A 22,571-nucleotide genomic window follows, 5' to 3' on the forward strand; every position below is an offset into this window, starting at 1 on the left:
GAGAAAGGAGTCTCTATGCAAGAAGTTATTGCTGTATTATTAGAAGATAAGTCAGAAACTGACCAGGATTTCCAGATGCGTCTAGAAGAGTGCCAAGAATTGATTAAGACGGCTGGAGGTAAGCTCGTTGCGACGCTAACCCAGAGCCGAGACCATCCTGATCCCAGAACGTATATTGGCCAAGGAAAGTTAGCTGAATTAAAATCCTTAGCAGAAACCCTGTCTGCTGACCTGATTATTTTTTATGATGCATTGAGCCCTTCACAAGTTCGTAATATTGAGGCAGCCCTGGATTGGCCAGTGATTGACCGTGTTCAGCTCATTTTGGATATCTTTACCTTGCGGGCCCATTCTAAAGAGGCTAAGCTCCAAGTGGCGCTCGTCCAAAATGAGTACCTGCTTCCTCGCTTAGCCGGTCAAGGACTGGCCCTCTCACGTTTAGCCGGTGGTATCGGCACTAGGGGACCGGGTGAAAGCCAGCTCGAACGCAACCGGCGGACTCTCCGTGATGATATCAGCCGAATCAAGAAACAATTGAAAGAAGCAGAGAAACACCGGGAAATTAGCCGGGACCGGCGAACATCATCCAGCCGTTTTAAGATTGGTCTTGTCGGCTACACCAACGCTGGCAAATCAACCATTCTCAATGGTCTCACCCAGGCCGATACTTACGAAGAAGACCAGCTTTTCGCTACGTTGACCCCCTTAACCCGGAGCTTTAGCTTAGAGAATGGCTTTCAAATGACCTTAACTGATACAGTTGGTTTCATCCAAGACCTGCCACCCATGGTTATCGATGCCTTCCATTCCACCTTGGAAGAGAGCCGGGATGTGGACCTCTTATTGATCGTGATCGATGCTTCGTCAACTTATGCCAAAGCCCAAGAAAAAACGGTCTGCCAGCTCTTAGATGACCTAGATATGCTCAAAATTCCTCATCTCTTTGTTTACAATAAGATGGACCAGGTAGAAACCGCGGACTTCGTATCCCCATCTTCACCTTATGTCGCGATCTCCGCCCGTTCGCCACAAGGTATTAAAAAGTTAGAAGAGGGGATTATTACCCAGATTCAATCTATTTATGATTATTTTGAAATCGACCTGCCTAGCCAGGAAGCTTCGCAATTTCTCGGTCAGGCAGACAGCTTATACATTGAATCCTTTATTTTTGATGAGGAAAAGAATACTTACTTGGTCAAAGGCTATAAGCGACCGCAAAGTAAAATAAGCCATTAAAAAAGCTAGCTTTTAAACTAGCTTTTTTTAATGCTTATTTTAAGGCGTCGATTAAGTCAAAAAAGACTTGGGCTGCATTTTTGGCGACTTGATCTTTATGGTTTTGGTAGAGTCGGGCGGGATCTTCCGGACTATCGGAATGGTCGCTGATGGTTTTCAGCGAGAGGAAGGGTAGGTCATAAGTATAAGCGACTTGGGCAATAGCAGTTGCCTCCATATCCACAACTTGGCCAGTGGGGAAGTGGTCTTTTACCCAAGCGATGCGTTTGGGGTCTGCCATGAAGGCATCCGAACTTAGGAGTAAACCTGTTTCTAGACCTTGGTCCTGGATAAATTGATCAGCAAAGGCCTTGATTTTTTGGTGGAGGGGGTAGGATACGGGCATGCGGGGAACCCGTCCTAAGGGGCTGCCAAAAGCTGTATCATCAGCATCATGGTAGCAAAAGTCATTGGGAATAAAGACCTGGCCGATGCCTAAGTGGTCTTTGAGCGCCCCAACGACACCAAAATTAAGGAGTAGATCGGGTTGGAAGCGTTCGATAGCCAAAGTTGCCCCCATGGCAGCATTGGCTTTCCCAATACCGGACTCAATCACGTAGACTTGCTGGTCTGCAATCTGGCCTTTTTGGACCGTTACCTGTTGGAAGTGGTCTACTGTTTCTAGCTCTAGGGCCTGGCGAATTGGCTTGACTTCTTCTTCCATGGCGATAATAATAGCAATTTTCATTTATTGGGCTCCCTCTAAGCTTTCCTTAATAACTACCTTGGACCCTTGGAACTTATCTTCAATAAATTGAACATTTTCGGGGGCGTGGTAGACTTCAGCTAATTTTTTTAATTTGTCATCATTTGCATGCTCTTTTTGACTTACGATGACATTGTAGTTTTCCTTAGAAGAATGGGCAGGATCTTCTTTGAAAAGAGCGTCTGTTTGGACCCGAAGGCCGCCTTCCATAGCAAAGGTATTACCGATTGGTGCAATGTCAACATCTTCTAGGACCCGTACACCTAGCGTGTCATCGACTTCAATAAATTCTAAATTTTTAGGGTTATCCTGGATATCTCTCAGGCTGACTAGTCCATCGCTCTCCTTGAGCTTGATCAGTTGAGCATTGGCTAAAAGTTTAAGTGCGCGGGATTGCTGGGAAGGATTATTAGCAATCGCAACAGTCGCGCCATCCTGAAGCTCATCGAGGGAATCGATGCGCTTGGAGTAGATGCCCATTGGCTCGATGTAAGTAGTTGCGACGGGAGCTAGGCTATTGCCGTGGTCAGCGTTCCAAGTCTCTAGGAAGTCTAGGGTTTGGAAGGCATTGGCATCGACTTCGCCCTTGGCTGTATAGTCATTGAGTTGGGCATTGGACGTAATGTCTTTAACTTCTATTTCAAGCCCCGCATCTTTAGCGGCTTGGGACTGGGCCACATGCTTCCAGATATCCAAGTCAGAGCCAAAAGTCGCCACACTGACGGTGTTACTTTGCTCAGCTTCTTCCTTAGCTGAATTGTTTTGGCAGGCCGTTAAGACCAAGAGTGTTAGACATAGTAGACTAATTAATTTCTTCATAGTAAAAAACTCCTTTATGCCATCATAAGCTAAAATGATAGCTGGGGAAAGATTGAATTCGGGCTAAGTAGATATCAAAAAGCGACCAAGGCTGATCAAAGGCTTTTAAAAGTTCACGACTTTTAGCTAAACTAATCTAGAAGAATCGTGAACCTTTAAAAGAAAGAGAGTGAGACAAAAGTCGATTAGGCCTGAACCACTGGAACGAACTATGGGAAATCGTTGGTAAACGATTGGACATAGTTCGTGAAGTGGATGTCAGGCCTGACTTTTGGAACACGTTTTTGAAAAATGTTCGCTTTTTTAAAAGAGGCCGGAACTTTTGTCCCAGCCTCAGTTGACCTTTTACAAAGGCTAGGGCTATTTAAAAATGGCAAGTTTATTGAGCCTTTTGACTAAGATGAGAACTAAGAAAGCTTTGATCGAGTCCCCAATATAGAAAACGAGTGTACTGGCAGCGGCAGTTAGATAGGGCATATTGCCGAAGTGACTCATTCCAATCGCACCAACGAGATTAGTGAGCAAGACGCCAGGAATCCAAATAGCCAAGTATTGGACAAAGAGAGGACGATCCTGACTAAGGAGTTGATGGTCTCGGGCAAGGCCGATGAGGAAGGCTGTCATGAGATAAGCGAAGAGATAGGTAGAAGATGGTCCATAGAAAGCTTGAAGACCACCATTGCCACCAGTTAAAACTGGAAAACCAATGGCTGCTAGGATCAGAAAACCTGCCACCGCTGCACTGCCTTTTTTCGCCCCGAGTAGGGCTCCAGAGAGCATGATACCTAAGTTCTGTAGGACAATCGGTACTGGTAAGAAACCAAGAGGGATAGGGGGAAAGAGCCCTAAAACAATGATAATAGCAATCATAATGGCAATGCTTGTCAGGTCTTTACTTCTTTTGTTATTCATTCATTGACACCTCATATTTATTGATGTTTAAAGTATAATTAAAAGAACAAGGAATGTCAACTTAAAATAAATATAGGTTGACGTTTGTTTTAGTATATTTTATTTCAATATGAACGCATCGTTTTGGCCTTTAGGATTGCTAGTTATCAACTAAATATGTTACACTCAGTTTGCACGTAATCATAGCATGTGAAGAAATTTAAGCGCAAACTTTCTCAAGGCCTCAGTCTATGATTACGTGTATTTTATTAATATACATATATACAAAAAAGAGGAGGCCGTATTGGTCTCCTCTTTTTTGTGCTTTATATTAAAAAATAACTTCCCAACTTTGTGAAAGTAGAAAAGTTATAGATAATTTTCTATCAAACCTTATCATACCACTGGTTAACGGTCCAAAAAGTTATAGAAATGTTATAGAAATTCGAGTAAAAACTAGCATTTATTAGACTTTACTAGTCTTTAGTAAGTTCGATAAAGCCCGACAAATCAACATTGGTACTTAGTAGACCTTACTAGATTTCACAAAATGCTGGATGCAGGATTCGAACCTGTGACCCCCGCATTACGAATGCGATGCTCTACCAACTGAGCTAATCCAGCGAAACGATATTCCTATTATAGACCTTTTACGGGACTTTGTAAAATGTTTTTTTAAATTTAGAGTAAAGACAGTTGAATAAGGCCTTGTTGACTTAAAAATACAAAGAGTTGTAAATAAATTTTTATTAGATTCTTTTATTTGAGAAAATGACGGATTCCTAAAGATTTATGGCAACTAAATTAATGGTATAATGAAAGTAAATCTTTTTGCGATAGGGAGAGACTATATGACAAGTGAACATTTATCGAAGCGTCTAGCTAAGGTTGCGGACTATGTTCCTCAGGGAGCACGATTGGCTGATATTGGGTCAGACCATGCCTACCTTGCTAGCTATTTAGTGGCAGCTGGCCGTGTAGAGGCTGCAGTCTGTGGGGAGGTTGCCGAGGGGCCTTACCAGTCGAGCTTGGCAACCGTTCAGGCGCATGGCTTAACCGATTGTATCCAAGTTCGCTTAGCCGATGGTTTAGCTGCTATTCAAGCAAGCGATTGGATAAGCTGCATTGTCATTGCAGGGATGGGCGGCTCATTGATTGTGGACATACTGGCAGCTGGCCAGGCTCAAGGAAAATTAGACCAGCATCCACGTCTTGTTCTCCAGCCTAATGTGGGAGAGGCGGAATTGCGACGCTGGTTGGGAGATAACCACTATCAGATTACGGAAGAGTATATTTTAGAAGAAAATCAAAAAATTTATGAAATTATTGTGGCTGATTATAGCGAAAGTGTTCCTTCTTTGAGCGAAGAGGCACTCGTTTTTGGTCCCTTTACCAAGGCTTCTAATCCAGAAGTTTTCCATAAAAAACTCTACCGCCGCCTGAAGCATGTGCAAGGCATTAACCAATCCTTAAGGCAATCGACAAACCAGGAGAAGCAGGCGAGCTTTAAACACTACCAAGACTTAATTGAAGAGCAGATCCGCATGATGGAGGAGGAGACAAAGGATGACTAAAGTAACTGTTAGAGATATCGTTCGAAAGTTTCAAAGTTTTGCCCCTGAGTCGCTAGCTTTGGGGAAAGATCCAGTGGGCTTGCATTTTGGTTTCTTGGATCAGGAAATCCATAAAGTGCTCTTGACCCTGGATGTGCGTCCAGAGGTGGTTCAGGAGGCCATTGCAAAGGATTGCGATATGATTCTCGCCCACCATCCGCCCATCTTTAAGGCGCCTAAACGGCTAACTGAAGATGATCCCCAGCAAGCCATGTATGCTGAGCTGATTCGGCACGGCATTGCGGTTTATGCAGCCCATACCAACCTCGATGCGGCCTGGGGAGGCATGAACGACTGGTTGGCAGAGGCTTACGATATTGTAGATACCGAGGTTTTATACAGCTACCAGGAAGATAAAAATTACCGCATCAAGGTTTACTTGCCGAAAGAAAACTTAGCGGACTACCAGGCAGCTATCTTTGGGGCTGGCTACGCCCAGGTCGGCAACTATGACCAGGTTTCCTTTACTTCTAAGGGGCAGGGGCATTTCCGACCCTTGGACCAGGCCAACCCTTCTATTGGTTCAGTTCAGGAAGAGACCGCTGTCGACGAAGTCGTCTTCTCTTTCCTGGTTAGCCAATCTGAGCTGTCAGCTGCTTTAGACCTGGCGCGAGACCTCCATCCTTATGAAGAAGCGGTGATTGATGTGGTTTCCTTGGCTAATAAGGGACAGGTCCTAGGCATCGGCCGGGTTGGTCAATTGAAGACGCCTATGCCCTTTAGAGATTATGTGCACTTAGTGAAGGAGCGGACAGGAGTCGATGCTTTGCGGGCTGTGGTCTGGAATTGGGACCAAGAAGTGGAACGAGTGGCGGTGCTCGGTGGCTCTGGGGCTGACGAGTATCCCTATGCCATAGCCAAGGACGCGGATGTTTATATTACCGCAGATGTTTCCTACCATACGGGGCATGACATGATAGCCAACCGCTTGAATGTGATTGATCCTGGCCACCACATGGAGTCTATCTGCAAGGATAAGTTGGCCCAGGTCCTGGTGACTTGGATCGAAGAAGAAGATTGGCCCCTTGCTTATGCTAGTAGCCAATTAAATACGGATCCTTTTACTTTTGTTTATTAAGGAGGAAGTCAAATGACTGAAGAAATCTCTTACCAAAATATTATCGATCGTTTTGTTCGTTATGCCAAGATTAATACCCGTTCAGATGAAAGTTGTGCGGACCAAATCCCTTCTACGGAAAGACAGGTCGTTTTTCTCAAAGACTTAGCGGAAGAATTGAAGGGGCTCGGCCTATCCGATGTGGCTTATCATAGCGATGATAGCTATGTGACGGCCTTACTACCTAGCAATGATCCTGACCATACTTACCCTGTGATTGCCTTCTTTGCCCATGTGGATACGGCTGACTTCAATGCCGAGAATATCCAACCACAAGTGGTTAAAGATTATGATGGGGGTGTCATTCCTCTAGGCAATAGCTCTTATAGCCTGGATCCGGAAGTTTTTCCTAGCTTAAAGAACTACCTTGGCCAGACCTTGATCACTACCGATGGGACCACTCTTTTGGGGGCTGATGACAAGGCAGGACTTGTGGAAATTATTGAAGCAGCCCTCTATTTGATGGCGCATCCAGAAATTAAGCACGGCGATATCAAATTAGCCTTTGGACCGGACGAAGAGATCGGCATGGGAGCCACCCGCTTTAATGTGGAACGCTTGGCTGCTGACTTCGCCTATACCATGGATGGGGGACCTCTAGGCGAATTACAATATGAAACCTTTAATGGGGCTAGCGCTCAATTGCACTTCTCTGGTAAAAATGTCCATCCTGGAACAGCCAAGGACCAGATGATTAATGCCCTACAAGTTGCGATGGACTTCCACGCGGCCTTACCTGAAGAGGCTCGCCCAGAAAAAACAGAAGGTCGGGAAGGCTTTTACCACCTCTTATCCTTGTCGGGAACGGTCGAAGAAGCTGAAGCCGCTTATATTATCCGCGACCATGACCGTGAGGCTTTTGAAGCTAAGAAAGATAAAATCTTGTCCCTGGAAAAAGATTTCAACAACCATTTTGACCAAGAAGTCGTTAAGGTCGACCTGGCGGACCAATACTATAATATGGGCAGCATCCTGGCTGAAGATATGCGGCCTGTCCATCTCGCAGAGAAGGCCTTTGAGGCTGTGGGAATCGAAGCGGAGATTGAAGCGGTCCGTGGGGGAACAGATGGCTCTATCCTGACTTATCGCGGCCTGCCTACGCCCAATATTTTTGCTGGCGGAGAGAATATGCATGGGCGCTATGAATATGTGTCGGTGCAAACCATGGAGAAAGCCATTCAAGTGATCTTAGCTATTGTTTCTTTAGCTAAAGACTATGACCAATTAAGTAAGGAGGTTTAGCATGACCTTGCATTTCCTGCGTATGACCGATACTTATTCTGATAAGTCAGCGGTCTATGCGGATATTGTGGCTGACTTAAGGAACCATCCCGACCGTCAAATCTTCTACCTGGTGCCTGACCATATGAAGTTCGATATGGAAGTCCAGGTCTTGGAAGCTATTCAAGGTCTGGCTAAGGCGGAAGAAGTGAGCGATGGGGCGAGCGGGATGATGCGGCTCCAGGTGATGAGCTTCGAACGTCTAGCCTGGCTCTTGCTCAAGGAAGACTGGCCCCATGACAAGCAAGCCCTGTCCTCTGTGGGGACCATGATGCTCTTGCGGAAGGTCCTCCATGATTTATTCGATGAGCTCAAACTTTACCGGGGCGAATTCAATAAAATTGGTTTCTTATCCGAACTGGCTGATCTTTTCCATGAATTAGAGATGGGGAATATCGATCCCGATTCTTTAGATGAAATCTTGGCCCAGGAAGATCCCCAGGCCTCCTCATTAAAAGCTCGCCAAGTGGATAAGCTAAAGGAATTAGCTATGATCTACCGCGCCTATGAAGCTGAGCAGGGGCGCTTTACTTTGGCTAGCCATGCCGTTTACCAAGCTCTCGATGACTATATCCGTTCAGAAGACATGAGCCAGGTGAGGGTGGTTATCGATGGCTTTTACCGCTTTACAGCGCGGCAGCTGCAGGTTATTGAGGCCTTCCTCCTTAAGGTCCCCAAGCTTGAAGTCATTCTGACGGCGGACCGGGCCTACCGCCAGTCGGGGCCAGCCTGGGATGATCTTTTTACCATTACAGGGGAGGCTTACCACCAAGTCTACGCTTTAGCCAAGAGCCATGGTATTCCCGTGGCAGATGACAAGTTTGCGGGCCCTAATACGGCTTATGCGCCAGCTTTTGCTGGGCTCGATGAATACCTGCGTCAACGTAACCGCCAGGCTCAGTCAAATGAGACTGAGGGGGCAGCTGACTTAGGGAATCATCTAGAAATCTGGAAGTGTGAGTCGCCTTATGTAGAGAGCGAGCAGGTGGCCAATAAGATTTATCAACTGGTAGCTAGTGGCCAATACCGCTACAAGGATATCCAAATTCTGACGCGCGATGTGGACAAGTATCGCTATCAAATTCTGCCCTATTTAGAACAGAATGAAATTCCTTATTTTATTGACAATGCCGAAAGTATGCAGCGGCATCCCTTGTCGCGTTTCTTGGATAGCTTGTACCGGATTTGGCGTTATAATTGGCGCTACCAGGATATCTTTAACCTCTTGCGCAGTGAGCTTTTAATGCCACTCGCTTACTTGGAGGCTGAGGACCGGCAAAGCGGTCAAAAGGCTTTTCGCCGGGTGGTAGACCAGACTGAGAATGTGGTTCTCAAGAATGGCTATGAGGGCCGGCGCTTTTGGCAGTCCGACTATGAGTGGTCTTATTTAGAACTGGATGCTCAAGGGCAAAAGATTGCCCGAGAGGCTGATCAAGTGATTGAAGAAGAGGCCAATCGCTTGAAAAATTTCCTCTTTAACAGTCTGGATCCGCTTTTTAAGACGTGGGAGTCTTCCTTAAAAACAAAGGAGGTCCTGACGACTTTCTACCGCACTTTGGAAGAATTGGGGATTCCTCAACAAATCCTCAATTGGCGTGATGATCTAATTGATACGGGTGACTTAGAACTGGCCCGCCATCATGAGCAAGCCTGGCAAGAGTTTGTCCAGATTTTGGATGAATATGTCTTACTTTTTGCTGAGGAAGATTTTTCGGTGGAGCTCTTCTTCGACCTCATCCAGGTAGCTTTCCGCGAGGCGAAGTACAGCATTGTGCCGCCCAGCCTAGATAGTGTGAGCATTTCAGGCTTGGATAGCCAGCGGTCGAGTGCTAAGCCGGTAACTTTTGTCCTGGGTCTAACCCGGCAAAGTTTGCCTCGCCAATATGAGAACCACAGCCTCTTCAGCGATGAAGACCGCGATTTGATTAGCCAGGGCTTAACGGATCTGCAATCCTTGGCCGCCTCGACCCAGCAAAAGACGGTGAATGAAGCTTTTATTGCTTACAAGGCTTTTTTATCGGCCTATAACAAGCTCTACATCAGCTATCCTTATAATGAATTAGGGGAGAAGACTTCGAATATTTCGCCTTTCTTAGACCAAGTGCGCCAGGCTTATGGCTTGGAAGAGAAGCTCCATAGTTCACAAAACTTAGTGCTCCAGACCCATGAAGAGGTTCACCTGGGCAATTGGCGCAGCCAAGTCCACCACTTGGCCAGCAAGCTCTCCCTGGCTAAGATGCGCCGTGAACAATTGCCAGCTAGCTACGCCTCCCTCTACCAACAAGTTAAGGCCCTCCGCCAGACCCATCCAGAGATTAAGAAGGTCTTAGCAGGTCTTAATTACAGTAACCAGGTCAAAAACTTGCCTGCCGACTTAGCCCAAGCCCTCTATGGTCAACCCTTGTTTACTTCTGTTTCGCAGTTGGAACTCTTTAATAAGGATCCCTTCTCTTATTACCTGGTCTATGGCTTACGGCTAAGAGAAAGGGAGCGGATGCAGCTCGATCCCATTCAGACTGGGAACTACTACCATGGCCTCCTCCAGGCTTTCTTTGACCGTGCGCTAAAGGACCAAATCGCGATAGAAGATTTAACTGCTGACCGAGTTTACAGCATGTTAAAAAATTTGGTGGCCCAAGCCCTCGAAGATGAGGCCAATACCATTTTTACAACCAGTGCACGTTTTAGCTGGATGAACCATGCGCTCAACCGGACGCTCTACCAGGTGATCCAACAAATCATTCGCCAACAGCGGGTAACTAAGCCACGGATTCGGGCAAATGAATTATCTTTTGGTTTAGCGGGAAATTCCCAGAAGGACCTACCGGCTTATGAGCTAAGCCTAGCTGAGGGACAGTCGGTCTTCTTGCGGGGGCGGATCGACCGCTTAGATACTTGGCAGTATGAAGGAATCGACTACTTGCAAGTGGTGGACTATAAATCGTCTAAGCAATCTTACCAATTCCGGCATATCTATGAAGGCCTCTCCCTCCAACTCTTTGCTTATGCCCAAGTGGCTTTAAGTGCTGACCAAGGGGGAGAGGGGGCAGAAGTTTTTGGCACCTTCCACCAGCTTGTGTCTGACCAAGTCCGTCCGATCAAAAAAGAAGCTGATTTTCAAGGGACGGCCTTAGCAACCATGCCTAAAAATTATCAGTTAACGGGCTATTATTTGGCCGATCCGGACCTGCTTCAAGCGATTGATCCGACAACTGATGAAAAAGAGAGCTCGCTAAGCTATCCTTATAAATGGAATAAAAATTTTGTCCTAAAAAAAGATGCTTATGGCTTAAACCGCCAGGAATGGGCCTGGCTCTTGGACTTTGTTGATGACAAGATCCGTCAGACCGCTCAAGCTATCCTAGAAGGTGAGATTGCACTGGCTCCCTTACGCCAGGATAAGGAAAGTCTCTATATTCCGTCCCTCCAGTACCCGCTGAATGCGATTGCCTGCTTTGACCCAGTTGATGGGGGTAATCGCTACCGGGATTGGCGGCTGATGGCTAATGACCGTCAGACCTTCTTCCAAGAAATCCAGCAAGCACTTGAAGAGAAAGGAGCTTTAGATGATGAAAGATCCTAAGCGTCTGACTGAGCTGCCCTTGCAGAGCGAAGGGGACCGGCAGACGCCCGAACAATGGCAGGCTACCTACCAGGAAGGGGATAATCTACTGGTTGCAGCTTCTGCCGGGTCAGGGAAGACCCGGGTTTTAGTGGAGCGCATCCTCCAAAAATTAAAACGTGGCTATCAGCTGCTCGACTTCCTCGTGGTAACCTTTACAGAATTAGCAGCCAGCGAAATGAAGGACCGGATTGAAGCAGAAGTCAAAATGGCTATTAACCAAGCCACGGATGAAGACTTGCGCCGTCACTTAACTGTACAATTAGGCCAGGTCAGTCAGGCTCATATTTCCACTATCGATGCTTTCTGCCGGCAAGTTATCCAACGCTTCTATTATTTAATCGAGATGGATCCTAACTACCGTCTGGTGACGGATGTGACGGAGAATTTTTTGATTAAAGATGAAGTTTGGCAGCGGCTGAAGGAGGAGCGCTTAGCGAGCAATGATGAGGCTTATCTCTTAGTTGCCGAGAACTTCAGTGATGGCCGAAGCGATGACGGCATTGACCAGTTGATCTTTGACCTCTATGACAAGGCGCGGTCCCACGCGGATCCTAAGGCTTGGCTGGAGTCATTGCTGGCTTATTACCAAACGGCTGATTCCTATGACCAGTCGCCCCTCTTCCAGGAAGCTGTGAAACCCGAGATCCGCCGGCAATTAGCTGACATCAAGGCGCGTTTGATCCGTATTGATAATGACCTGCCCCGTCAACTAGCGCCTGGTTTTGAAAAAATGTCGGAAGCTGGCCTGCAATTACAAATTAAACAAGTGTCTAGTCTAGTCGAGGGCCTGGAGCAGATGACCTACCAAGACCTATTTGAAAGCTTCCAATCTCGTCCTTGGCCCAGCCTGCCTCGACGAAGCAAGAAAGATTTTGAAGATGATGATGAGATCTATGCTTTGAGCGCCAGCTACAAAGTGCGGGTCGACCAGGTTAAAGCGGATTATGAGAAGTTGCAGGCCGACTGGTTAGCTTTTTCCGACCAGAGTCAAAAATGGATGCTCGACCAGTCTGGAAACTTGGCTCAGGCTTTGGTTGAGACCGTCATTGCCTTCATCGATGCCATGGCAGCCTACCGTGACCAGGAAAATGTCTTAGACTTTGCGGAAATCGAACTGCGCGCTTATGCAATTCTGACTTCTAATGGGGCTGAGAATGAGGCGCGCGCCTACTACCAAGAACGCTTTTCTGAAATTATGGTCGATGAGTACCAAGATGTGAACGAACTCCAGGATGCGATCTTGACCACTATGTCCCGCCAGGGCTATGATAATAATATGTTCATGGTGGGCGATGTCAAGCAGAGTATCTACCGCTTCCGCTTCGCCGAACCCGGGCTTTTTGTCGGGAAGTACAAGGCTTATGCGGAGGGTGAAGGCGGTCAGCGGATTGATCTGTTGAAGAATTTCCGCAGCCGCCATGATGTGTTGCACTTAACAAATTATATCTTCAGGCAGTTGATGGCGGATGATATTGGTCAGGTCCTTTATGATGACCAGGCCCAACTGATTACGGGCTATACGGCTTATCCAGACCAGGCTCAGATGATTCCTGAATTATTAATTTTTGATAGCCAAGACTTGGACCAGGTCGAAGATGAATTAGAGGATAGTGATGCTGGCCAGGCGGAATTAATCGCCCAACGCATCCAAACCATGATTGAATCGGGCTTTCCCATCTATGACAAGGCCTTAGGGGGAGAGCGTCCCATCCGCTATGATGATATCGTCATCCTCAGCCCAACGCGCAAGCATCACTTACAGGTAGAGGAGGTCTTTAAACGCTATCAAATCCCTCTAGCTCTGGATAAGTTGACCAATTACTTTAAGCGGACAGAGATTATGATTATGGTCAACCTGCTTAAGATTATTGACAATCCCTACCAAGATATTCCCTTAGTTTCAGTTCTCCGTTCAGCTATTGTGGGCTTGGATGAAGTCGATCTGGCTAAGATCCGCCTCGTCGATAAGTCCGTCCATTACTATGAGGCTCTTTTAGCTTATATGGAGACCGCCGACCGCCGGACAAGTTTGTTTAAGAAGGTCCAGCATTTTATGGTCTCCTTGGAAGCTTGGCGGGAATATTCTCGCCAGCAAGCGATCGCTGCTTTAATTTGGCGGATCTACCAGGATACGGCCTTCCTGTCTTATGTGGCTGCCATGCCCAATGGTATCCAGCGGCAGAGCAACCTGCACGGCTTTTACAAGCAAGCCGAACAGTTTGAAGCCAAGCAATTTAGGGGGCTCTTCCAATTTATCCGCTTTATCGAGATGATCTATGAGCGGGACAATGACTTGGAAAGCCCTCAGTTGGTCGATCCAGAACAGAATGTGGTCCAATTGATGACCGTCCATGCCAGTAAGGGTTTGGAATTCCCAGTCGTCTTCTATTTGAACTTATCCAAGGGCTTTAACCGTCAGGATTTTCAAGCCAATGTCATTGTCAATGATAAAGTGGGCCTAGGCCTCAAGGTTAATGACCGTCAAGAGCAAATCTCCTATACCAGTGCCTTGCATAAAATGGCTGGCCTTGAAGCCAAGGAAGAGAGCTTAGCAGAAGAAATGCGGAAATTGTATGTGGCCTTTACCCGGGCTGAACAAAAATTAATCTTAGTGGCGAGTGTAGATGATGGTGAGAAGGCCTTGGCCAGCTGGTCCCATGCGGCAGTGGGTGAAGAACGCCTGGCCAAGAGCTATCGCTTAGGGGCCAGGAGCCCCTTGGATTGGATTGGCCCGGCTATTGTCCGTCATCCGGATGTGCAGAAGGATTTTAAGGGAAGCCTAGAGGGCGCCGAGTCATTAGCGCCTAAAGATCCTTTCCATATCAAGCTAGCTTTTGTGAATGGCGAAGATTTAGTGAGAGATCGCGACCACTTTCTCCATGGGGGGCGTGAAAAAGAGAGAGTTTCAGATGAACAGGCTAGGGCCAACCAGGTCTTATTAGTTCCTGAGGCAGACTACCACTACCCCTATCATCTGGCCACACAAACTGCTAGCTACCAATCGGTGAGTGAGCTCAAACGTCTTTTGCAGGAACCACTCGACCATGAATTAGCGGTTTGGGAAGATGGCCAAGTCCGTCCTCGTAAGCCTGCCCGCCGATATGTGAATCCGGACTGGGAGCGCCCTCATTTTATCCAAAGGGAAGAGCAGGCTGATCCCCGTGCGATTGGGTCAGCGGCCCACTTGCTTATGCAGTGGTTACCCCTTGACCAGTCGCCCAGCGCCCAGGCTTTTGAAGCACTCTTTGACCGTTTGGTAGACCAGGGGGCCCTAGAAGCTTCCCTTAAGGCAGAGCTTGACTTTGACCGCTTAGCTGCTTTCTATGAAACAGATACCGGCCGCTGGCTGCTCAGCAAAAAAGACCAATTATACCGTGAAAAGAGCTTCTCTCTCCTGATGCCAGCTAAGGAAATCTTCTACGACCTGGAAGCTTCGGACAAGCTGCTCATACATGGGACCATCGATGCCTTCGTCGTTTTAGAGGATTCAATTGTGCTCTATGATTTTAAGACGGACCGCTTGGCCTATCTTTCCATGGACCAGCAAGCAGAACGCTTTGCGGAACGCTATCAGGTGCAAATGGATATCTATGCAAGGGCCCTCGAGAATATCTACCAGAAGCCTGTCCAAGACAAATGGATCATTGCTTTAGAAAATTTAAAGACATTTTCTTTAAAATAGACTTGTCTTCATGAAAGATTATGTGCTATAATATTCTTGTTGTTATTTATAGCACATGCGGGTGTAGTTTAGTGGTAAAACAGTAGCTTCCCAAGCTATCGTCGCGAGTTCGATTCTCGTCACCCGCTTAATAAGACCAGTTCAAGTGAGGAAGCTTTCCTCACTTTTTTTCATAAAAGGAGGCTTTTGATGAAATATTATGCAGTGCGTAAGGGTCGAAAGACTGGCATTTATCGGTCTTGGGCAGAGTGTCAGGACCAAGTTTCAGGCTACCCGAATGCTGAATTCAAATCCTTTAAAGACAAGGCTGAAGCCGAGGCTTTCTTAGGGAAGAGTTCAAGTCATCAGTCACCTAGAGCTGAGATGGAAGCCTATGTCGATGGCTCTTACCAGCCGAGGACCAAGACTTATGGCTACGGTGGCGTGATCCTCTACCAGGGCCAGGAATTGACCTACCAGGGTGGAGGCAAAAAAGCAGAACTCCTTAAGATGCGGAATGTTTCAGGGGAAATGATTGCCGCAATGAAGGCGGTCGTCTATGCCCTCGACCAAGGGGTGGCTCACTTAGCTATCTACTATGACTATGCAGGAATTGAAAAGTGGGCGACTGGCGACTGGCAAGCTAAGAATGCCTATACCCAAGCCTATCGTGACTTTATGCAAGAGAAGGGCAAGCAGGTTCAGATTCACTTCCATAAAGTTGCTGCCCACACTGGCAACCGCTATAATGAATGGGCAGACCAGCTGGCTAAAGCGGGTAGCCAAACGGTCCAAGAAGATTGAAAGGAGCTTAAAGATGTGGATTGCTTGCTTAATTATTGTCTTGAGCCTAGTCCTTGACCAAGTCGTTAAGGGGTGGACCGTGAGTCACTTGGCCCTATTTGAGAGTCAGCCCTTAATTCCTCAGGTGCTATCGCTCCAGTACATCCAAAATCGCGGTGCAGCTTGGGGGATGTTAGAAGGGCAGATGGGCTTCTTCTTTATAATCACCCTTGTGGTCGTGGCTGTCCTAGCCTATACCCTCTATAAAGAAAGAAAGCAGGCCTTTTTGCTGCGCCTAGCTCTCAGCCTAATGATCGGGGGAGCCTTGGGCAATTTTATCGACCGGATGAGACTCGGTTATGTGGTGGATATGTTCCGTTTAGACTTTATTGATTTTCCTATTTTCAATGTAGCGGATATTTGTTTGACCCTAGGCGTCTTTCTATGCGTAATTTATTTATTATTTTTTGAGGGGGATGACCATGCTAAGCATTCATGATAAGTGGACGGTGGACCAAGACCAGGGGCGCTTGGACCGCTACCTGGCTGAAATTTACCCCCAACATAGCCGCAGTGAAATTAAGACTTGGATTCAACAGGATGAAGTCAAGGTGAACCAAGGAGTCGTTAAGGCTTCCTATAAGCTTGAAGCTGGGGATGTCATTAGTGTAGACCTGGACCAGGAAGACCAGGTACTCCATATAGAAGCGGAAGCCATCGATTTGGATATTATTTATGAAGATGATGCCTTCTCGGTGGTCAATAAGGCCCAGGGACAGGTTGTCCATCCTTCACCTGGCCATGAAGGAGGCACCTTGGTCAACGCCTTGGTCTACCATTGCGACCACTTATCGGACTGCGGGGAAAGTTTCCGCCCCGGGATTGTCCACCGTATTGATAAGGACACGAGCGGGCTCTTAGTGGTCGCTAAGACCAACCAGGCCCACCAAGCACTGACCCGGCAAATTCAAGATAAGACACTGAAGCGGGAGTACCTGGCCCTCGTTTACGGGCAAATCTTTGAACAATCTGGAACAATTGACGCTGGGATCCGCCGCCATCCCGTCCACCGCACCCGCTTTGAAGTTTCAGAAGAGGGACGGCCGGCCCGGACCCATTTTCGGCTTTTACACCAGTATAGTAGATATAGTCTCCTGGCCTTGGTTTTGGAAACGGGACGCACCCATCAAATCCGCGTTCATTTAGACTTTATTGGTCATCCCGTCGTAGACGACCCCTTATATGCCAAGGACCACCAGCAAGACTTTTTCGATGATAAAGGCCAGCTCCTCCACGCCCGCCGCTTGACCCTCAAGCACCCTGTGACGGGGGAAGAAATGTGCTTTGAAGCCGATTTGCCCGACCACTTCCAAAAGATTTTAGGAGCTATTTAAGCACTAAATTCATTTTACAAGTGCCGGGATCTTTAGTAGAATGATTGAGTATAAGTTTTGCAGAGAGGAGAGAAGCAAGATGACAACAGGAATTTGGATTTTAATTGTAATTTTAGCCTTAGTTGCTGGGATTGCTATCGGTATTTATATTGCACGTCGTACGATGGACAGCTATTTTGAGAAGAATTCACCTATCTCAGAAGATATGATCCGTCAAATGATGGCATCCATGGGACAAAAGCCTTCTGAAAAACGTGTACGCCAAATTATGAACTCAATGAAAACAAGCCATAAAAAATAAGCATAGTCCGCTTGCCAGCTTCTGCTTCTATTAAGAGCATCTTAGCTGACAAGTGGGTGTTTTTTAATTAAAGGGGGCCGGTCACTGATGTACCGTTTTTTTGTGATTTTGATTCGTTGGCTGTTGCGTGTAGTGAATGGTAAGCCGCACTATGAATTCCATCCCGACTATTCGGCCGATGAAACCTATGTTGTGGTGAGCCCACACCGTTCTTTACTGGATCCACCGGTGATTGCAGCGGCCCTGTATCCGGATACGGTTTTCTTTTTAGCGAAAAAGGAACTCTTCGATATTCCGGTTTTTGGTTGGTTGATCCGCAAGGCGGGCATGATTCCGATCGACCGGTCCAAGCCAGGTCGGGCTGCGATGAAAGAATGCTTAAAAGAATTGAAGGCAGGCCATAATATTGGGATCTTTCCCACCGGCTCCCGTTATTCTGCAAAAATCAAGCCCGGGGCCTCCATGCTGGCTGGCATGAGTAAGAAACGACTCTTGCCGGTCGTTTACCAGGGGCCTCTAGAGGTCAAGGGGCTCTTTAGCCGGAAAGCAGAACATCGGGTGAAGGTTCGGGTCGGCGCCCCTATCGACTTGCCCGATAAGAAACGTTTAAAGGATGAAGATCTAGAGGCCTTGGATAAGGCCATTGCGCTTGCCTTTGAAGCCACAGACGCCGCCCTTGATCCGACCTATCACTATGACATCGAGGCGGCCAAGGCCAAGCATAAGCAGAAGAATAAATAAGAGTAAGAGGCTGGGACTTAGTTTCCGGTCTCTTTTACTTTATCCTGCTATTCTCAGGATAGCGCCATGAAATTCTATTTGTGTTATAATGTATTAATAGGAATAGAATTTGGGGGAATGAGCATGAAGTGGAGTATTCCGACAAAAACCATAGCAGAAGGACGTAAACTCTCAGATGAGGGACGGGTGACTAAGGTCTATCCGGTAGAAGCAGAGAATGTTTGGCGCGCAGAAGTGATTGATGACCAGAAATATTATGTCATCCTCGATGGTTCGGGTAAAGAAGAAGACATTTGCCAGTGTGATGAATGGTTCAAGAAGCATTTTTGTGTCCACACTGTAGCCGTTGAGCTCTTCTTGCAAGACCATTCAGTAGTCCGGGCCATGAAATTTAGCCAGCGTCCCTTGTTCTACTATCCAGCAGACCTTTACGACGAGAGCGAGACTTGTGAGCAAGTCTATCAGGAATTTTACCAACATTTTATTGAAGAAGAGACGGCTGATTATTTTGGCCCTCTATTGGTTGAAATCGAACTTTATGATGAACAAAACATACCCTTTAGCCAGGATAATGATAGCCTCTTTTACTTGCGACTGCGGCTAGGGATTGATACGAGCTATTATGTGAACGACCTGGAGGCTTTCTTCCAAGCCTTGCTCAGTGGGGGAAGCTTCAATTTGCAGAACCATAATAATGACCAGGTCTGCTTGCGCCAGGAATGCTTTGATCCAGATATGTACGCCTTCTTGAATAGTCTAGCTGAGGATTTTTTACGGCATAAGCACTGGGAGAATACGATCGCCCATGTTCCTTCAACTAAGAAGAACCAGCAGCGGCTCTATCTCAATGAGGAGGAGTTAATTGCCTTACTCAAGACTGATCTGATTAAACATGTCTTTATTGCTGACCAGGAGCTTGAGAATTTTAGCTTGATCGAAAATGACCGGCCCATCCTCTATAATATTGCCTATGATGGCGAAATTTATCGCTTAAGCCAGGTTCAAGAGGCTAAGTGGTATCGGTATTACGGTTTAATTTTTAACGGGAATGATTTTTACCATATTGAAGCGGATGATAAGTATTTCGATGCCATGTCGATCATCCAGGATAACTTTGTCTTAAATCGTTTTAAATTAGACTTTAAGCCGGAAGAAATGAAGAATTTCTTTTCCCTCTTTGGTCGCCTATTGCTGGAACACAGTCTGGTAAAGAATGTCACTGTGCTGGACTTCGCTCCTCTTCTAGATCTAGACTGCCAGCTTGAGATTGGGGCCAGCCAGGGACGGCTAGAACTGGCCCTGACCTTCCACTATGGCGACTACATGCTCTCCGATGATCCGATTGAAACGGACCTACCTGAAGATAGGATCCTTTTACGCCAGCTAGCGGATGAATTAGACGCTGAAGCCTTCCTACGCGCTTATGGTTTTACAAAGGAAAATTATTATTACTGTAAAGACTACGGGTCGATCGACCAGATGATGAGGGACTTGCAGCGTTTTGAACAATATCTGCCCGAAGATTGGAAGATTAGCTATACCAAGAACTTAGAGAGCTGGCAGTCCAATGATATTGAGGTTGAAGTGGTAACTGAGCAGAATAAGCAACACCGCTTCCTGACCATTGATTTTGAAACGGATGATATCAATGAGCATGAGATTGACCGGATTATTGAACGACTCCAAGCCAATGAACGCTTCATGCAATTAGAGGATGGCCGGATTATTAATGTGAACCAGGTCTTTACGGAAGACCAGAACCGCATGCTCAAACAATTGAAGCAGCAGAATAAGCAGTGGAAGAATGGGGACCCGATCCCGATCTACCAGAGCTTGCTCTTTGCGGACCTCTTGAACAGTCAGGCGGATTTTGAAGCCTTCTATGAGGATATCATGCACCCAGACCAGGAGGACTACCGACCTAATCCACGACTGAAGACCGAGCTTTCCGATTACCAACAATATGCGGTTCAGTGGTTCAAGGTTTTAGCCAAGTATCAATTAGGTGGTCTGCTTGCTGATGAAATGGGCTTAGGCAAGACCGTTCAAACCATCGCTTTCTTATTGGATTACTTGGAAGAACATCCTTCGGGCCAGGTCCTCATTGTTGCGCCAGCTTCGGTACTCTATAACTGGTACCATGAACTTGACCGCTTTGCCCCAAGCTTGGAAGCTGTAGTGATCGATGGTTCTGCTGAGGAAAGGGAACAAATGCGCGAGGAAGGGCATGGGAAGATTTGGATCTCATCTTATTCTTCCTACCGCAATGACCAAGTAGCCTACCAGGACTACTTCTTCGATGTTTTAATCCTGGATGAAGCCCAAGCCCTGAAGAACAATCGAACCGTTCTTTACCAATCCTTTATGCAGCAAAAGTCTGGCTTACGGATTGCCTTGTCGGGGACACCGCTTGAAAATAACTTGCAAGAATTCTGGTCCCTCATGCAAATTATTTTGCCCGGCCTCCTGCCTGGTCGTCGCGATTACCAGCAATTATCGGTTGACCAGATCCGTAAGCGGGTCCAACCCTTCGTTCTCAGACGGACCAAGGCGGATGTTTCCCTAGAATTACCAGAAAAACGGAGTTCCGACCGCTATGCTGGGATGACACCCGAACAGAAAAATATTTACCTGGCTTATCTTAAGGACATCCAAGAACAGTTGGCGGAAGGAAATTTCGACAGTGGGCGGACACGGATGGAAATGTTGGCGGCGATTACACGCTTGCGGCAAATTTGTTGCCATCCCCGCTTAATCGACCCTGATTCTGAAGCAGGGTCCGGGAAGTTTGACTACTACCGCAACTTATTAGATCGGGTCCTCCAAGATGACAAGCGCGTTTTAGTCTTCTCCCAATTCACCTCCATGCTGGATATTTTGGAAGAAGATTTAAAGGCTGAAGGAGTGACCTATTTCCGCATTGACGGTCAAACCAAGAAGGGGGACCGGCAAAGTCAAGTTGACGCCTTCAACCAGGGTGAGGGCTCAGTCTTCCTCATTTCCTTACGGGCAGGGGGCGTTGGGATTAACCTGACGGGTGCGGATACGGTCTTCCTCTATGACCTCTGGTGGAACCCCTCGATTGAGGAACAAGCCATTGGTCGGGCCCACCGGATTGGTCAGAAGAAGAATGTTCAAGTCTACCGGATGATCACTGAGGGAACGATTGAACAGCGGATTGCTGAACTTCAAGAAGAAAAACGCAATCTCTTTGAACAGCTCTTCGATGAAGAAGCCAAAGATTCCGACCGCCTTTCTATGGAAGACTTGAAGTATATTTTAGACTATGAAGAGAAATAGAAAAGGGACTTGCCCTAAAGTTCCTCATGTGCTATAATCTTCTAGTGCCTTTAGGGCATGAAATGTCACACCCTATGGATTGGAACGCATGGTGCTCATTGAGAGTTGCGTTCAATTGAAGTAGGGGCGGAATAAAACCAAATAGGAGGAATTTTTAATGGCAGTTGTAAGTATGAAACAATTATTAGAAGCAGGGGTTCACTTCGGACACCAAACACGTCGCTGGAACCCAAAAATGGACCGTTACATCTTTACAGAACGTAATGGTATCTACATCATCGATTTACAACAAACAGTAAAATTAATCGATGAAGCCTACAACTATGTACGCGATCTTGCAGCAAATGATGGGGTAGTTCTCTTCGTAGGGACTAAGAAACAAGCCCAACAATCAATTGAAGATGAAGCAATTCGTTGCGGTCAATACTATGTTAACCATCGTTGGTTAGGTGGGACTTTGACTAACTGGGAAACCATCCAAAAACGTGTACGCCGCATGAAAGATATTGACCGTATGGAAGAAGACGGCACTTTCGATGTGTTACCTAAGAAAGAAGTTCTTGAACTCGAAAAAGAACGTGAAAAATTACAAAATAACTTGGGCGGTATCGCTGACATGCCACGTATTCCAGACGTGATGTTTGTGGTAGACCCTCGTAAAGAACACATTGCAATCAAGGAAGCACACAAGTTAAATATTCCTGTGATCGCTATGGTTGATACCAACTGCGACCCAGATGAAGTAGACTATGTGATTCCTTCAAATGATGACGCTATCCGTGCGGTTAAATTAATTAGCCAAACGATTGCGGAAGCTGTTATTGAAGGACGTCAAGGCCTTGACGAAGAAGAAGCCGCTGAAGAAGCAGCTGTATCAAACGAAGACCTTGAAGCTGTTGCAGCTAAGATGCAAGGTGAAGAAGAAGCTGACCAAGACTAATTCAGTCTCGACTTTGGACTGTAAATCTTGCAGTCTTTAGCAAAATAGAGTAAAATTAGTTTGGAGTATAGAGCTATCTTGTAAGGACGATCAAGCTGTGAGTAGGCTGTACTTATGAGATAGC

16 protein-coding genes and 2 tRNA genes are annotated in these 22,571 nt (G+C 46.7%); 14 read left to right on the forward strand and 4 right to left on the reverse strand.

The genetic code is table 11. The annotated features are described in order from the left end of the window. Positions 1-15 precede the first annotated feature (15 nt). Positions 16-1,236 (forward strand): GTPase HflX, encoded by a 1,221-nt coding sequence (gene hflX, locus AWM72_RS07980; RefSeq protein ID WP_067976003.1) that lies wholly within the window; start codon positions 16-18, stop codon positions 1,234-1,236. A 34-nt stretch (positions 1,237-1,270) separates the two neighbouring features. On the opposite strand, the gene AWM72_RS07985 is transcribed toward hflX, so the two are convergent. The 4 genes from AWM72_RS07985 to AWM72_RS08000 form a co-directional block, all read right to left on the reverse strand. Continuing rightward, entirely contained in the window at positions 1,271-1,963 is a 693-nt protein-coding gene (locus tag AWM72_RS07985; protein WP_067976006.1) for a 5'-methylthioadenosine/adenosylhomocysteine nucleosidase, read from the reverse strand. Continuing rightward, the gene (locus AWM72_RS07990) at positions 1,964-2,800 is read right to left on the reverse strand and encodes a MetQ/NlpA family ABC transporter substrate-binding protein (protein ID WP_067976011.1); all 837 of its coding nucleotides are present in this window, start codon (positions 2,798-2,800) and stop codon (positions 1,964-1,966) included. Positions 2,801-3,160: 360 nt separating this feature from the next. Continuing rightward, positions 3,161-3,712 carry a biotin transporter BioY gene (locus AWM72_RS07995; RefSeq protein ID WP_067976014.1) on the reverse strand — a complete coding sequence of 184 codons (552 nt, stop codon included), beginning with the start codon at positions 3,710-3,712 and terminating at the stop codon, positions 3,161-3,163. A 530-nt stretch (positions 3,713-4,242) separates the two neighbouring features. Continuing rightward, positions 4,243-4,315, reverse strand: a tRNA-Thr gene (locus tag AWM72_RS08000). A 227-nt stretch (positions 4,316-4,542) separates the two neighbouring features. On the opposite strand from AWM72_RS08000, the gene AWM72_RS08005 reads away from it, so the two are divergent. The 13 genes from AWM72_RS08005 (at position 4,543) to rpsB (ending at position 22,447) form a co-directional block, all read left to right on the forward strand. Further along, positions 4,543-5,265 (forward strand): tRNA (adenine(22)-N(1))-methyltransferase, encoded by a 723-nt coding sequence (locus AWM72_RS08005; RefSeq protein ID WP_067976017.1) that lies wholly within the window; start codon positions 4,543-4,545, stop codon positions 5,263-5,265. Further along, complete coding sequence (locus tag AWM72_RS08010) at positions 5,258-6,382, forward strand: Nif3-like dinuclear metal center hexameric protein (RefSeq protein ID WP_067976020.1); 1,125 nt, start codon at positions 5,258-5,260, stop codon at positions 6,380-6,382. Before AWM72_RS08005 ends, AWM72_RS08010 begins: the two co-directional genes overlap by 8 nt. Positions 6,383-6,406: 24 nt before the next feature. After that, positions 6,407-7,663, forward strand: a complete 1,257-nt coding sequence (gene pepT / locus AWM72_RS08015; RefSeq protein ID WP_067976624.1) for a peptidase T — start codon at positions 6,407-6,409, stop codon at positions 7,661-7,663. A 1-nt stretch (position 7,664) separates the two neighbouring features. Next, positions 7,665-11,285, forward strand: a complete 3,621-nt coding sequence (locus AWM72_RS08020; protein ID WP_067976024.1) for a PD-(D/E)XK nuclease family protein — start codon at positions 7,665-7,667, stop codon at positions 11,283-11,285. Then, positions 11,269-15,009, forward strand: coding sequence for a helicase-exonuclease AddAB subunit AddA (addA, locus tag AWM72_RS08025; protein WP_083505594.1), 3,741 nt, complete (start codon positions 11,269-11,271; stop codon positions 15,007-15,009). Before AWM72_RS08020 ends, addA begins: the two co-directional genes overlap by 17 nt. Before the next feature lie 57 nt (positions 15,010-15,066). Further along, positions 15,067-15,137, forward strand: a tRNA-Gly gene (locus tag AWM72_RS08030). 61 nt (positions 15,138-15,198) lie between these two features. Beyond that, complete coding sequence (locus AWM72_RS08035) at positions 15,199-15,792, forward strand: ribonuclease H1 domain-containing protein (protein WP_067976032.1); 594 nt, start codon at positions 15,199-15,201, stop codon at positions 15,790-15,792. A gap of 13 nt (positions 15,793-15,805) precedes the next feature. Further along, complete coding sequence (gene lspA / locus AWM72_RS08040) at positions 15,806-16,270, forward strand: signal peptidase II (RefSeq protein ID WP_067976035.1); 465 nt, start codon at positions 15,806-15,808, stop codon at positions 16,268-16,270. After that, a complete protein-coding gene (locus tag AWM72_RS08045; RefSeq protein WP_335338824.1) occupies positions 16,254-17,165 on the forward strand; it encodes an RluA family pseudouridine synthase in 912 nt (303 codons plus the stop codon). Before lspA ends, AWM72_RS08045 begins: the two co-directional genes overlap by 17 nt. 79 nt (positions 17,166-17,244) lie before the next feature. Beyond that, on the forward strand, positions 17,245-17,466 hold the full coding sequence (locus tag AWM72_RS08050; protein ID WP_067976039.1) for a YneF family protein: 222 nt from the start codon (positions 17,245-17,247) through the stop codon (positions 17,464-17,466). Positions 17,467-17,553: 87 nt separating this feature from the next. Continuing rightward, entirely contained in the window at positions 17,554-18,207 is a 654-nt protein-coding gene (locus AWM72_RS08055; RefSeq protein ID WP_067976040.1) for a lysophospholipid acyltransferase family protein, read from the forward strand. Positions 18,208-18,330: 123 nt separating this feature from the next. Further along, positions 18,331-21,507, forward strand: coding sequence for a DEAD/DEAH box helicase (locus AWM72_RS08060; RefSeq protein ID WP_067976043.1), 3,177 nt, complete (start codon positions 18,331-18,333; stop codon positions 21,505-21,507). 157 nt (positions 21,508-21,664) lie between these two features. Further along, the gene (rpsB, locus tag AWM72_RS08065; protein ID WP_067976048.1) at positions 21,665-22,447 is read left to right on the forward strand and encodes a 30S ribosomal protein S2; all 783 of its coding nucleotides are present in this window, start codon (positions 21,665-21,667) and stop codon (positions 22,445-22,447) included. Positions 22,448-22,571: the final 124 nt, after the last annotated feature.

Source organism: Aerococcus sanguinicola, from assembly GCF_001543145.1.
Lineage (GTDB): Bacteria > Bacillota > Bacilli > Lactobacillales > Aerococcaceae > Aerococcus > Aerococcus sanguinicola.